Raw genomic sequence first — 13782 nt, forward strand, 5'->3', positions numbered from 1 at the left:
GGTCCACGCTTCGAGGGCCTCAGCGCGCCGCTCGACCAGCCAATTTCGCATGGGTGGTCGAGTAGGAGCGAAGCGACGGATCGAGATCGCGCCCGGCTACGCTGAAGTCATGTGGCACGTTGCAGCAGACTGGCACCTCGACGACGAGCGGCCCGAAGGTGGCTACGTCAATGTCGACCTGCGCAGGCCCAATCTCGCCATCCAGATCGAGTTTGACCGCGGTGAAGCGTCGCGACTGACCGGGTTGCTCGACAGTGTCTCAGGGGAGTCACGCGCCAGCTTCACTGCGACGGTGCCGATCTCAGCCGGTGCACTGCTCGGTTCATCTATGTTCTGGACCGCCTCACCGCAGGGAATCGCCCTCCTCGCTGGCCATGCCGACGAGGGGTGGGAGATCCGCATAGATGAGATTCCGCTACAGGCTATCCGCGACCTGGTAGCTGCGGCACTGAACGCAGAACGTGGAATCTGACTTGTGAGGCGCGTTCGTCGGCAGTGGGGCTGGCAAGCAACAACTACTGGTAACCCTGCGTATCAAGGTTGGGCGTATACGAGCTGAGTCAGGCTGTGGTTCAGCCGAGGGGCCTGACATCGCGAGCGTGGTCACGGCCTTGGCAGCAACGCCGATCGCGGGCACCATGGCGCGTGCGCCGATCTGCTCGGCCAGGGGCGCGCAGCGGGACCGTGCTGCTTCATCTGTCGGAGAACGCAGCGCGGCACCGGCACCACTGCGCATCCGGCTCGGGCATGTTCCCCCGCGAAGGGCTGGGGCAGTCAGTTCCGGCCTTCAGAGCGACGCGGGGGAGGGAATCGAGGACGCGTGCTCGGCGGCATGTGGGGATGCGACTGAGGGTCTGCGCTGGCGCTGGCCTAGACTCAGCACTGAGCGGGGACGGTTGTCCACGCTCCTGGTCGATCCATCCAGGAAGGTTGGGACATGTTCTTCAGGGCTCGGGCCAGCCTGTAAGTGGCGAGTAACAGGACCGCGCTGGAACGTCGCGCGGTCCTTTGTTCTGCCCACTCGCCCGCTCATTCCTGAGGGAAGTTCATGTCTTCTACCGATTCCTCTTCTTCTCTGCGATCCTCGCTACCACGGCCCAGGTGGCCATTGCTATTGTCCAATGCCTTGGATGCCGCTGGGCGTCGGGGTGTCGACTTCGTAACTGATGTCTTGGCGGTACTGGTTCTTGGAGCCAGTGCTGCGCAGATGGGTTTGCTCAACGCCATCGGAACACTGGCATTCCTCGTGCTGGGGATCCCGATTGGGGTCCTGGTCGACCGCTCGCCCACGGTGCGGCTGCTCGCTGGCTCTGGCCTGGTCCGAGCAATGCTGCTGGCGACGGTGATCACTGCCCTGGCACTGGACTCGCTGACCATGGTCCACTTGTACCTGGTCGCTGGGTTAGTCGGCACCACTACGGTCGTCACCGAGACCACACAGACTGCCATTGCCCCTCGAGTCGCCGGACAGGACGCGGTGGCCGCCCTGGAGATGCTCGATCCTCCACGCGATGAGTTCCCGCCTCGCCCCGACGAGACCTGTCACTATTACGAGGCGGAAATCAGCTTCTTCGAACGAGTCGACGTCCACGTCGTCTGCTTCGCCTCCGACCAGGTCAGCAGGATCGGAACGGTTCCCGCGCCATGACCCCGGAGGATCGCACCGACACCCCGCCGATCCGTGTCCTGATCGCGGATGACGACCAGCTCGTCCGCACCGGCGTCGCCGCTATTCTCGCCTCCGCCACTGACCTTGACATCACCGCCCTCGCCAGCAACGGCCACGAGGCCGTCGATGCCGCGGCAACACACCGCGTTGACGTCGCACTGCTGGATATCCAGATGCCACGACTCGACGGCATCGGAGCTCTCCGTGAGATCCGGCACCGACTGCCCGAGCTTCCGATCGCCATGCTCACCACCTTTTCCGACGACCATCTCATCGCCGATGCGATCAACGCCGGCGCCCTCGGTTTCCTCCTCAAGTCCGACGAACCTCAGCAACTCATTGCCGGCGTCAGGGCCCTCGCGCACGGCGGAGGCGCGTTCTCCCCTCGAGTCGCCCGCTGGCTCGCCGCCGAGCAACGAGCGGGCCACCGCACCCGAACCGCGCGAGACGAACTCACTGCCCTGCTCACCGAGCGCCAGATCGAGCTCCTCACCCACATCGCTCGCGGACTCTCCAACGCCCAGATCGGCAGGGCCATGCATCTGTCCGAAGGCACCGTCAAGCAATACGTCTCCCAGCTCTTCAACACCCTCGGCATCGACAACCGTGTCCACGCCGCCATCACCGCCTACCGACATGGACTCATCACCTGAAGCCGACCCTGACCACACTAATGGTGGGTAGTGGCGCACTCGAGAGCATGGTCATCGTCGGCATCTAGATGGCGGTCGTCTACAGCGGCGCAATCTTTTAACCAAAGTGGACAGCGCGTCCGCGATCAGTCCCCGCTCCCCTGATCGTCGAAGGCAGTAGCGTCGTGACGGTTTCGATGCGCGTGATGATCGCGAGGGATGGCTACAAGCACCTCCTGCGCACGGTCGCGGCCAAGGACGACGACCGCGAGCCAACCCCGTAGGGCCGGCAAAGTAGTTGCGTTTCGATCGGGTAGTTTCTGCGGTTCCCAGATTACGGGCTTAAGGGTCGTTCGTGCTGTCCGCACAGGCCTCAGTCAACCTGCGTCTCGATGCAGTAGCGTCGCAGTTCTGCGATCATCGCGGTCTTGGGGGTGCTGACGAAGCGGAACGCATGGCTGAAACGGACGCGCATTCCTCCAGCCTCGAGGTAGCCGTCGCAGGAAGCGCGTCGTCCGTGGGTGACGACAGAAATGACCTCCACCCGCTCGGGAGAACGGCGGGCGCACCTCTCGGGCTGCACTGGGGCCGCTGTGTGTGGATTTCTCGATGAGCGTCCAGCTCATGTCATCGGCAAGCCACTCGGAGAGGGCCTCCAGCTCTCCCTTGGCCCGGTTCACAACGAAGTCTCCGTCAACGCACTTCCGTGAAGACTCATGGTGCTATGGCTCGATCCGATGCGCCCGGCCTTTCTCCGCGATCGGCACGCACATTTCGATGGGTCTATCAGGCTCCCAGCTGACCTGTCCTTGGTAGATGATGCCGAGTTTCCCGGTGGCGCCGTCTCGCTAGTCGGCCATGGCGAAGCAGTGTCGCCGCCGTGTTGCTCCTGCTCACGTCTCACAACTCACATCGAGTCGCCGCTCGCCCATGAGCCGAACTTCGGGGACGCTGCTGTACCACGCATGATGAGAATCACGCAGGGCACGTAGAGTGCTGCGGCGCAGAGCCAGAGGAAGCCGTCGGCGTTGATGTAAGTGAGCGCGAAGATCGTTGTGAAAGCGACCGGTCCGAAGATCGATGTGACGCTGTTGATGCTGGCGAGCACACCCTGGAGGCGCCCTTGGTGCTGTTCATCGACGCGCTGGGAGAGAAGGGTTTGCAGAGCGGGGAGGCCGATGCCACCGATCCCCAGTGCCGCCAAGATAGGCGCCATGGAAAATGCGTCAGTGACAATCGCCAGGCCTACGAGACCCAAGGCGTCGGTAACACACCCGATGATGACTGTTTTTGCCTCACCGATCCACTCCACGATGCGGCCAGTAAGGAGGGCCTGCACGAGAACCTGTACGATCCCGAAGACGGACAGGGAGATTCCAACTTCGACGGGACTCCAGTCGAGGCGGTGTTCAGTAAACAGCACCCAGGTCGCACCTGGAGCCTGCCCAATGAATTGAACAAGGCCGAATGCGACTAATAGGAAGGTAATCCCAGGCACCGCGCTGAGGCCGGGGCGACCACGATGCTGAGCGAGCGACGCAGAGCGCGCAGGGGAATCAGGACGGGTCTCGCGTAACAAGATAAAGGTGAGTGCCAGATTGCTCGCTGAGAGAAGAGCAGCGAGCAAAAACGGCAGATGTGGCGAGATGGCACCGAACAGTCCACCCATGGCTGGCCCCGCGATCATTCCGCCGCCATAGCAGGCACTGAGTAAACCGAAACGCTTGGCGCGCTGGTGGGGTGGCGTGATGTCGGCGATCACGGTGGCGGTGACCGCATTGGTCGCTCCGGTTATCCCAGCCACTGCACGGGCGATATAGAACACCGACAGAGCGGATGTCGTGGCGAGCACGAGATAGTCGACGGTCGCACCGGCCAGGGAAACAAGCAGCACCCGGCGGCGGCCGAATCGGTCCGACAGTGTTCCCAGTACGGGGGCAAAGATGAACTGCATTACCGCGTAGAGCGCGATCAGCACTCCGACGTTCAGCGGAACCGCATCAGCGGTGACCCCTGCCTCGTGTAGCAGTGCGGGGAGAATCGGCATCACCAGGCCCATGCCGGCGGCGTCGAGGCTAGCCGTGATGAGGACCGTGGCCAACGAGCCACGAGCGGAAGTGAGAGATGACACCTTATCAACGATAAAGTTATCGATGATAAAGTGCAAGCATGGCTCAGAAACAAGCGCGACTCGATCGTGCAGCAGTCTTGCGCGGTGCGAGGCATGTGCTCAATAACACGGGGATCGACGGTTTCACCACGCGGGCGCTGGCTGCGCATCTGCGGGTGCAGCAGCCAGCGCTCTACTGGCACTTTCGGACAAAGGGCCACCTGCTCGGATCGCTCGCAGCTGATGTGCTTGATCGCGAACACCACGCCTCACTCCCAGAGTCAGGGGAGCGCTGGGACGACTTTCTCCTGCGCAACGCGCGGAGCTTCCGGACAGCGCTTCTGGCAGTCCGGGATGGAGCACGGCTGCACGCAGAGTTTCACCGTCAAAAGAGTGACCAGATGCCAGCGGGCTCGGATGCCCCCGAAAGTCAGATCGAGTTTCTCGTGTCCGAAGGATTCGCTGAGGTCTCTGCGGTCCGAGCTCTCATGGCTATCAGCCGCTATACGGTCGGTTTCGTACTAGAAGAACAAACAGCGCTCGACAACGGATGTGAGCCTGTCGATCAAGACCTAGATTTCGAGTTCGGGTTAGTTGCAATGGTTGAAGGGCTGGCATCAAAGCGATGAGGGATGCTCGCGCTTTGGGTCTCTGCGTCAGTAAGGTCAATCCTTTCCCGCTCCCGCAGCAGCTCCTCCGCGATACTGACGTTTTGCTCATGGCTACGGAGCTCACTAACGAGCAAATCAGGGACCGTATGCATGTCGCGTCGCGATCGCGGAACGGCACATCAGCAGCATCTTCACCATGCTCGACCTTAACGAGCGCACAGGAAACAAGCGCGTCATCGCCGTCCTCGAGTACCTCAAGAACTAAGCGTCGAGTGCGTGACCGGCGCGATGACCATAGGTAACGGCGGTTTAGCATCGGTGCCGCATCTTGACACGACTCAATCCGCGACAGCTAACCTCCGCATATGGAGTTCGACGGAATGGAGATCCCCGACGATATCGAGGTCACGGTCTGGGGGAGCAACGAGCACCGGCTCTGTAACGTCTGCCGCGCAGAATGCGACCCCGAGCCGAGCGGCGCCGACGGGTACGGCGTGTGAATCGTCTACGTCTGCCGCGACCACGGAGTCCAATCCGTCGTGGACCCATTCGAGCATCTCCGTTGAAGCGCGCTCTTCGCTATCTCCCTGCATTGACGCAAACATCGCGCTCTCCGCCTTCCGAGGGTAGATCCCAAGATCTGCGGCGCACCTGCCCAGTGTGACGATCTCGATCAGGGTCATGACCGCTGGGGACGGGTACCGGTACCTGCTGAACGCAGTTGTCGCTGGCGACGGGGATCGCGATGCGTCGTCAGCGCTGACAAGGTACTACCTTGAAGCAGGAACGCCTCCCGGCATCTGGCTCGGGGCCGGCCTCCCAGGACTCGCCGGAGAGATCGCCGTCGGTGCCTCGGTGAGCGAGGAGCAGTTACGGCGCCTCATGGGGCACGGGCAGGATCCGAACAGCGGCGAGCAACTGGGGCGTCCGTACCGAAAGTTTGCCACCGCGGGCGAGCGGACGCAGCGCCGCCTCGATCAGCTCCCGAAGTCCCTTACCGCAGGTGAGCGTACCGCGCAGCAAGCGCTGATCGAGGCGGAGGAAGCACAGAAGCCAACGAATGCGCCGGTCGCAGGGTTCGATCTCACGTTCTCGGTCCCGAAGTCCGTCTCGACCCTCTGGGCAGTTGCCGACGGCGGCACGCAAGCACTCATTGCCCAAGCTCACCACGCAGCGATCCGAGACATGATCGCCCTACTCGAGCGCGACGTCGCGATGACCAGGGTCGGCGCGAAAGGGGCGCGTGGCGCCGTCGCGCAAGTCGACGTGCGGGGTGTGATTGCGACTGCCTACGATCATTACGATTCTCGGGCCGCGGATCCACAACTCCACACGCACATTGTCGTCGCCAACCGCGTGCAAGCAGCTCATGACGGGAAGTGGCGCACGCTCGATTCTCGCGCTATCCACGCCGCCGTCACCGGCCTATCGGAGCATTACAACGCGGTCCTCTCGGACCATCTCACTCAGATCCTCGGCGTCGGGTGGGAAGCCCGTGAGCGCGGTGCGGGGCGCTCCACGGCGTGGGAGATCGTTGGCGTGCCGCAGGAGCTGATGGACGAGTTCTCTTCCCGTACTCGCGATATCGAGCAGGTCAAAGACCGGCTGGTCGACGACTACGTCTCGAAGCACGGGAGGCAGCCGTCCCCGAAGCTGGTGTGGCAGTTCCGGCAGCAGGCCACGCTCGAGACTCGGCCCCCGAAGCAGCAGCACTCTCTCAGCGATCTCACCTCCCAGTGGCGAGAACGCGCGACCGCGTTGCTGGGTGAGGACGCGCCAACCTGGGCGTCGGCACTGCTCGCCGGTAGTGAGCACGAACCGTTGCTGCGGGCAGACGATATCCCGTTGGAGGATCTCGAGGAGGTCGCCGAGGTCGTGGTGCAGCAGGTCGGTGACCGGCGAGCGACGTGGAAACGGTGGAACCTCCACGCGGAGGCCGTGCGACAGACGATGGCTCTCCGCTTCGCGTCCGCGAACGACCGGGACGTCATCACCCAGCAGATCGTCGATGCCGCAGAACGGGTCTCGCTGCGCCTCACTCCGCCCGAGCTCGCGAAGAGCCCCTCGCTGTTTCGTCGCGCGGACGGGTCGAGCGTGTTCCGACCCAAAGCCGGAACGGTGTTCTCCTCCGAGCAGGTGCTCGCGGCAGAAGACCGACTCCTTGGCGCGTCGAATGATCGGTCGGCGCCGACCGTACCGCTGGCATGGATCGAGGACGCTGCCAGAACGAAGAACCGCGACGGGCACACCCTGTCGGTGGACCAGGAGCAGGCGATCGCGAAGATCGGCGTCTCCGGCCGCGTCCTCGACGTACTCGTCGGCCCCGCAGGGACTGGGAAGACCACAACGATGCGTGCCCTGCGCCGAGCCTGGGAGCGACGCTACGGGCCAGGCTCGGTGACCGGGCTCGCGCCCTCGGCCGCTGCCGCCGACGTCCTCGCCGGGGATCTGGAGATCGGGACGGAGAACACGGCGAAGTGGCTGCATGAGCATCGCCTCGGGAAATGGAACCTCACGCGCGGACAGCTCGTCATCATCGACGAAGCCTCCTTGGGTGGCACGTTCGCGCTCGATGCCATCACCAGTCACGCCCAGCAGGTCGGCGCGAAAGTGCTGCTCGTGGGCGATTGGGCGCAACTCGCAGCGGTGGACGCGGGCGGCGCGTTCGGGATGCTCGTGCGTGACCGCGGCGACGCCCCGGAACTGGTCGATGTGCGTCGCTTCCGAAACGACTGGGAGAAGCAGGCGTCCCTGCAGTTGCGGATCGGCGACACCGACGTCATCGATACCTACATTGCGCACCAGCGCGTCACGCCGGGCGGATATGACGAGATTCTCGAAGCCGCCTACCAAGCCTGGCGCACAGACCTCGCAGCGGGAAAGAGCACGGTGCTGATCGCGGAAACCCTCGACACGGTCTCTGCGCTCAACACCCGCGCCCGCACCGACCGAATCCTCCAGGGCGACGTCGCTGTGGACGGCGTCAAACTCCATGACGGCAACGAAGTTTCCCGCGGAGATCTCATCATCACCCGCGAGAACAATCGGCGCCTCTCGCTCGGGCGAAGCTGGGTGAAAAACGGCGACCGCTGGCACGTCGCCCATGCGAACGACGACGGATCCCTCACCGTGCGGCGGGCAGGATCGAAGCGGCGCACCACGATCACGCTGCCCGTGAGCTACGTCGCCGAGCACGTCGACCTCGGCTACGCCGTCACCGCGCACCGTGCCCAAGGGGCCACCGTCGACACCGCACACGCGGTCGTCCACTCACCGGAAGTGACCCGAGAATCCCTCTACGTCGCGATGACCCGCGGCCGCGAATCCAACCGCGTCTACGTCGCCACCGACGAGCATCACCTCGAGGAGCATCAGCACCGTGAGGACCTGCAGAACACCGCCCGGAGCATCCTCTACGGGATCCTGCAGCACCCTGGCGCAGAGCTCTCCGCACACGACACGATCACCGTGGAGCAGGACTTCTGGGGCTCACTCGAGCAACTCGCGGCCGAGTACGACACCATCGCACAAGTCGCCGGACAGGAACGCTGGATCGCCCTCCTGCACGCCGGAGGCCTCACGGCGGAGACGATCGACGAGCTCGTCGAGACAGACGCCTTCGGGATCCTCACCACCGAGCTGCGCAGGCTCGAAGCCGACGGGCACGACATCGACAGTCTTCTCCCGCGCATCATCCAGGTTGGAGGACTGGACGAGGTGCAGGATCTCGGGTCGCTGCTGCGTTACAGGCTCCAGCGCATCACGGCGGCCTACCAGCCTGCTCCGCAGCGGACCGCCAGGATGATCGCCGGCCTGGTCCCGCGCGCGACCGGGATCACCGATCCCGCGATGAGGCAAGCCCTCGACGAGCGGGAGCAGCTCATGGAGCAGCGCATCGATGCCCTGGTCGAGAAGCTCCTCAAGCAGCCAGAGCCCTGGTTGACGGGACTCGACGAGACCGCTCCCGCAGAGGGTGAGGCTGCGGCACGGGCGGTCATTGCGTACCGCGACCGGTGGGGCGTCACCTCGAGCAGCCCACTCGGAGCGGTGCCCGGCGACGATGCTCAGCGCGTCGACTACGAACGCGCCCAGGGCGTGCTCGTGAGCCTTCAGCAGACCGAGCACTCCCCGGAGGAAGTGCGGTCCAGACGGAGTCAGAGGCGGTCGATTTCCTGATGTATGCGGCCGATATTCTTAGTGCATGACGCCAACGAACCGCGCGCGGATCTCTCGCCAGACGCGCTCAAACGTGTTCGATTGGCTCTCGCTTTCCGAGTACGACTGGTCGGGGCGGCTGCAGCATCCGCAGTTCCTCGCCCGGCTCTACGACTTGGAGGAGCTGCCGAGCAGAGACCACAGGTACCGCACTGCCAGCGGCGACATCTACCAGCACATGGTGAACAACTGGGACTGGGAGGATGACTGGGTCTTCAACGACGACCGTTTCCAGCTTCGTAACGGCAGCGACGAGACGTTCCTCAACTTCTTAGCCGAGACAGTCCATCCCATTGTCCGCGACGATCCAGACGCCGCTGCCGCGATGGTCGCTGCCTACAATGACACCCTCCGCCGAGATGGGTATGAGCTCATCGAGACAGACCGTTTCGGAGATCGCATCATCTATGGCTGGCGTCAGATTTCCGCGTATTACGCCCCAACCGAGCTAACGCTCGCCAAGACGCCCGACCTCACCGAGAACTCTGTGCTGCGCCGTCACCTCGATCTAATCAACCGCGACCTCAGCTCAGATCCCGCTGCGGCGATCTCCTCCTGCAAGAACCTCCTCGAGAGCCAGTGCAAGATCGTGCTCACGGATCTGGATATCGAGTTCTCCGAACGAGACGAGCTCCCGGCTCTTTTCGCAAGCACCGCATCGGCACTCGCGATCAATGCCGACGCGGTAGACGGCAGCAAGCGCGGCAGCGACGCCCTCCGCAAAGCGATGCGCGCCCTCTCCACTCTCGTGCAGTCCGTCGCGGAGGCACGCAACTCAATCGGCGACGGGCATGGCTCCGTCAACGAGAGCCCCGCGACTCCACGACATGCACGCCTCGTGTTCAACTCGACTGTTGCAGTCGCGCAGTTCATCGCCGACACCTGGCACGAAACCTCCCATGAGCAAAAGGCTGCGCTGGGCTCCTCCTTCTGACGCTTCTCCACTCCAATCCGCAAGCGGAACTCCACCGCTCTTCCGCACTCCAACCGAGCAGCGTAGACTGCGAAATGGCAGGACAGACCACGCGCGAAGCCTGACGTCGGGCGGAGCAGACCGCCCCAAGAAGCCTCGGGGCACTCACCACACAGGACCAGCCACATCGAAGTGCTCCCGTGTGAAAAGTGAGGCCATCATGAATCTCATGCAGCGTCTGTGGAACGCCAGCGTCCGCACCCGCATCTTCCTGCGCCGCCGCAGCCGTACTTGTCATGCTGACACCTATCGAGGACAGCAGACACTGACCCAGTGCGCTCCGGTGGCCACCACTTCGTGCCACCGGAGCGCGCTGACCGCGGCGGCATGCCCGGGCGCATGTCGTGCCCTGGGTTCGGTTCCGTGGTGAGGACGAGCCGCGGGCGCGGGCATCTGTTGCTGGACATCCAGCAGGCCGACGGCCAGACCATCCTGGTGTAACTGAACGCGAGCATGGCTGGGCAGATCGTGGTGGTCGCCGGCTATCGCTGGTCGCCCGCGTGGCGGGCCGCATATCGGGCCCACGGTTCTGCGGACTTTTCGGCGTGGAGGAAGGCGACGTGGTGGCTGTAGCCGAGTGCGTCGGCGACTAGCGACGGTGGGCATTGGAGGACGAGCTCGCCGAGGGCGCTGTTGCGGGCGCCGAGGAGGTTCACGCCGAGGGCTCGCAGTCTGTCCATCACGGTGTTGGGGTGGAGGTGTCGTCCGGCGAGGATGCTTGGGAACATCCAGGGGCTGTCCGTCCCTGCCGCTGTCCGGAGGTTGGGCCGAGCATCGCGGTGCTGGCGGATCATGTTGGCGAACGGCTCAGGCACGTCCACTGGATGGCGGCCGAGCTGGATTCTCATGCCGTGAGGGCTCTCGGCGATGGCCTCGGTCGTCAGAGTGACGACTTTGACCAGTGGTTGCGCGTAGAGGAGCAGGAGCATGCCGGCGACGCGGTAGGGGAGTGACTCGCTGGTCCCGGTGAGCAATTCGCGGATCCAGGCAAGTCTCTGCTCCTGGCTCAGGGACGGGCTCGATCGGGGAGTGCGATGCGCGACCGTGACACCGGTGTTCAAGCGGGACTTCTTGGCGAGCTGGAAGAAGTTCCTGATCATGGTGCGAGTGGTCGGTCCGCCTGCCAGCCACTCGTCGGCGTCTTGCTGGGTGCAGGTCGCGGCGGTGCGGTGGTGTGTCTGGTGCAGCCAGGTCAGGAACTTGACTGTCTCGGTGATCTCTTGCTTCGCTGAGTGCACCGGGCCGCGCGTGTTGGCGCCTGCTTCGGATTTGGCGCGGATGTTGCGTAGGTGGTGCCAGGTCGCGAAGTGCTGGACGGGCTGACGGACCTCGGCGGGGAGCCCTTCTAACTTGACGGCGATCCACTCCTCGAATCGGTGCAGGTAGGCATCGCGGTAGGGGAGTAGGCCGTGATGTTGCAGGAGTGCTCGGATGTGTTCGGTCGGCTTGCCGGGAACGGCGTCGAGGCCTTCGTGGGAGATCGGGATCGTGCCGTCGCCAAGGCCACGCAGGAGCGTCTGGACCTTGGGGGATCGCTTCCAGACGAGGATCGACTCGGGTCGCTCGGATGCGCATAGCGCGTCGACCAGACCGCGCAGAGCGGGGTGTTCCGGCTCGCCGCCGAGGACCTGGTGGAGGTCGGCGCGAAGCGCACATCGGGCGCAGAGCCGCCCTCGGTGATGCCCGGCTTCGGTGTCGCAGCTGTCGCAATGGAAGTCGTGGGGGATCTCCGCGCAGGTCGCGCAGATCGGACCGCCGCCGGCGCTTGCGGGTCCTGGTAGCAGGCGGTCTTGGAGGCACTCCGGGCAGACGCCTCGGGTGTGGACGGCGTTGTAGTAGCAGATGTTGCAGAGCCGGCCCTCCGGCCATGTGACGGCGACCCGCGGGATCTTGCGGCCGCAGCGTGCGCACGGGTTCCCGGTCGTCGAGGTGATGCGTGGACGACCCTGGATGGTGGAGCGGGGGGACAGGCCTGCTGGTCCTCGACTCGCCACGGCAGCCATCCCTACTCGTCGAGAATGTTCGCGCGCCGGGGTCGAACTGATCGGTCGAGGCTGACGACGTTGGAGCCGGGCTCGGTCGCGGTCTTCCGGCGCCGGACGTCCGCGGCGGTTGTCGTGACCAGATCGGCTGGTGTGCACTCGAAGATGTCGCAGAGTGCGGCGATAACTTGGAGCGAGACGCGCTCCGGCCGCTGATTGACGAGGCGGTAGACCTGCGGTCGGGAGAGCGTGATGTCCCGTTCGCCGAGCAGCGGGATGAGATCGGTCGTGTTGTGCAGACCTCTGGCCGCCATCAGCTCGGCCAGGCGCCACTGGTAGTCGACCTTGCGTTTCATGGTGTTCCATCCTTCGTGGTGCGGGCCAGGGCCTCGTTGACGGTCCTGTCGAGAGCGCTGCGGAGCGTGCTGCGCCGGAACTCGTCGCCGACGAACTGGTAGATGCCGGTCGTCGAGGCGTACTCGTGCCCCATCTGGTCCTGGACGAACCGTGGGTCCCAGCCAGCCTCCAACAGATGCGTAGCGTAGGAGCGTCGGAACGAGTGCAGATCGAGCCCGTCCGAAAGTCCGAGCTCGTCGCAGTAGCGGCGTAGCCGGCGCAGCAGCGCCGGTTCTCCGACCAGGCCGCCGCGTTCGCTGGGGAACAGGTCGAGTGTGTCGGGCTCACCGCGACCGTTGGCGAGCCAGTCCTCGAGGATCGGAGGCGTCCATCGCCAGACGGTGAGCACGCTGCGGGGTTTGTAGGGCGAGGAGCGCTTTGACTTGCCGTAGCGGACCTTGCAGACGCCGAACCGGCCGAACTCGCGCGCATGCGGGTTGCGGGCGAAGTCGACGAGCTGCAGGTGTCGCAACTCGTTGAAGCGGAGGCCGTAGGCGTAGGCGATCTTCATCATGACCGCATCGCGATAGGCCGCCTGCCAGCCCTTGCGTCCCGACCGCCCCATGCGTTCGACCTCATCGTCGGCGTAGACGAAGAGTCGATCGAGCTCGGACCGCGTGTAGGGACGCTTCGTGGGTCCGCCGTCGTACTCCTGGACGTGCGGTGCGGAGTTCCAGTCGAAGAAGACCTGCGCCGGGTGGGTGCCGAAGTACTGCTCGCAGACCCGGTCCCATCCGTAGTCGGGGTTGCTGACGTAGCTCGTGAACGCCCGAAGCGCAGAGTGGTAGCTGCGCAGCGTGGAGCGAGAGACGTGTCGGACGGTGCGCAGGTCGGCCGAGAACTCCTCGACCATCGCCGGCGTCCAGTTCCACGGATCCTCGTTCATGTGCTCAACGAACCGGCGCACACAGCGCAGCCGCTGCTCGATCGTCGCGAACTGCAGGTTCCTGGAGAGCTGCTGGTTGCGCCAGCCGTCCAGCATGAGCTGGAGCACCTGCTCCTCGGGCCGAAGGACCGGCAGCGAGGGCACCACCGAGACCCGACCCACACCGTCGACGTGCATCCGACACCTCGTTCCGCGGTTGCATCCAATGAGTCAATGATGCATCCGATGAGACGCCAAGGGTATACGTGCTGGTCAACGGCGTGTCTGCGGGCTCTGTTGCAAAGATTGGCGGCAGTCAGAGGTAGGCT

Annotated in this window: 11 protein-coding genes; 7 read left to right on the forward strand and 4 right to left on the reverse strand. The window is 64.4% G+C overall.

What is annotated here, in order from left to right:
• The first annotated feature begins 109 nt into the window (after window positions 1–109).
• The 3 genes from EG850_RS09490 (at window position 110) to EG850_RS09500 (ending at window position 2322) form a co-directional block, all read left to right on the forward strand.
• Window positions 110–472: a hypothetical protein gene (locus EG850_RS09490; protein ID WP_124972860.1), complete on the forward strand. Its 363-nt coding sequence runs from the start codon at window positions 110–112 to the stop codon at window positions 470–472.
• A 642-nt stretch (window positions 473–1114) separates the two neighbouring features.
• Window positions 1115–1648, forward strand: a complete 534-nt coding sequence (locus EG850_RS13575; protein WP_235829277.1) for an MFS transporter — start codon at window positions 1115–1117, stop codon at window positions 1646–1648.
• Window positions 1645–2322, forward strand: coding sequence for a response regulator (locus EG850_RS09500; protein ID WP_010154757.1), 678 nt, complete (start codon window positions 1645–1647; stop codon window positions 2320–2322). The genes EG850_RS13575 and EG850_RS09500 overlap by 4 nt, the downstream gene beginning before the upstream one ends.
• Window positions 2323–3208: 886 nt before the next feature.
• Here EG850_RS09500 and tet(33) read toward each other — a convergent pair.
• Window positions 3209–4432, reverse strand: coding sequence for a tetracycline efflux MFS transporter Tet(33) (tet(33), locus tag EG850_RS09505; RefSeq protein ID WP_074690335.1), 1224 nt, complete (start codon window positions 4430–4432; stop codon window positions 3209–3211).
• A gap of 38 nt (window positions 4433–4470) precedes the next feature.
• Between tet(33) and EG850_RS09510 the strand changes: the two genes are divergently transcribed.
• The 4 genes from EG850_RS09510 to EG850_RS09520 all read left to right on the forward strand — a co-directional run bounded on the left by EG850_RS09510 (window position 4471) and on the right by EG850_RS09520 (window position 10171).
• Window positions 4471–5040 carry a TetR/AcrR family transcriptional regulator C-terminal domain-containing protein gene (locus EG850_RS09510; RefSeq protein WP_010154754.1) on the forward strand — a complete coding sequence of 190 codons (570 nt, stop codon included), beginning with the start codon at window positions 4471–4473 and terminating at the stop codon, window positions 5038–5040.
• 347 nt (window positions 5041–5387) lie between these two features.
• The gene (locus EG850_RS13675) at window positions 5388–5522 is read left to right on the forward strand and encodes a hypothetical protein (RefSeq protein ID WP_255180144.1); all 135 of its coding nucleotides are present in this window, start codon (window positions 5388–5390) and stop codon (window positions 5520–5522) included.
• A 160-nt stretch (window positions 5523–5682) separates the two neighbouring features.
• A complete protein-coding gene (gene mobF, locus EG850_RS09515) occupies window positions 5683–9198 on the forward strand; it encodes a MobF family relaxase (protein WP_040504913.1) in 3516 nt (1171 codons plus the stop codon).
• Between the two features lie 25 nt (window positions 9199–9223).
• On the forward strand, window positions 9224–10171 hold the full coding sequence (locus EG850_RS09520; RefSeq protein WP_081473272.1) for an abortive infection family protein: 948 nt from the start codon (window positions 9224–9226) through the stop codon (window positions 10169–10171).
• A gap of 521 nt (window positions 10172–10692) precedes the next feature.
• Here EG850_RS09520 and EG850_RS09525 read toward each other — a convergent pair.
• Genes EG850_RS09525 through EG850_RS09535 form a run of 3 tightly spaced genes read right to left on the reverse strand, consistent with a single transcriptional unit; the run spans window position 10693 to window position 13651 of the window.
• Window positions 10693–12213 carry a recombinase XerD gene (locus tag EG850_RS09525; protein ID WP_182818766.1) on the reverse strand — a complete coding sequence of 507 codons (1521 nt, stop codon included), beginning with the start codon at window positions 12211–12213 and terminating at the stop codon, window positions 10693–10695.
• 2 nt (window positions 12214–12215) lie between these two features.
• Window positions 12216–12548 (reverse strand): helix-turn-helix domain-containing protein, encoded by a 333-nt coding sequence (locus EG850_RS09530; protein WP_064846257.1) that lies wholly within the window; start codon window positions 12546–12548, stop codon window positions 12216–12218.
• Window positions 12545–13651 carry a tyrosine-type recombinase/integrase gene (locus EG850_RS09535; protein WP_064846256.1) on the reverse strand — a complete coding sequence of 369 codons (1107 nt, stop codon included), beginning with the start codon at window positions 13649–13651 and terminating at the stop codon, window positions 12545–12547. Before EG850_RS09535 ends, EG850_RS09530 begins: the two co-directional genes overlap by 4 nt.
• Window positions 13652–13782 lie beyond the last annotated feature (131 nt).

The organism is Gulosibacter macacae (assembly GCF_003865375.1).
Lineage (GTDB): Bacteria > Actinomycetota > Actinomycetes > Actinomycetales > Microbacteriaceae > Gulosibacter > Gulosibacter macacae.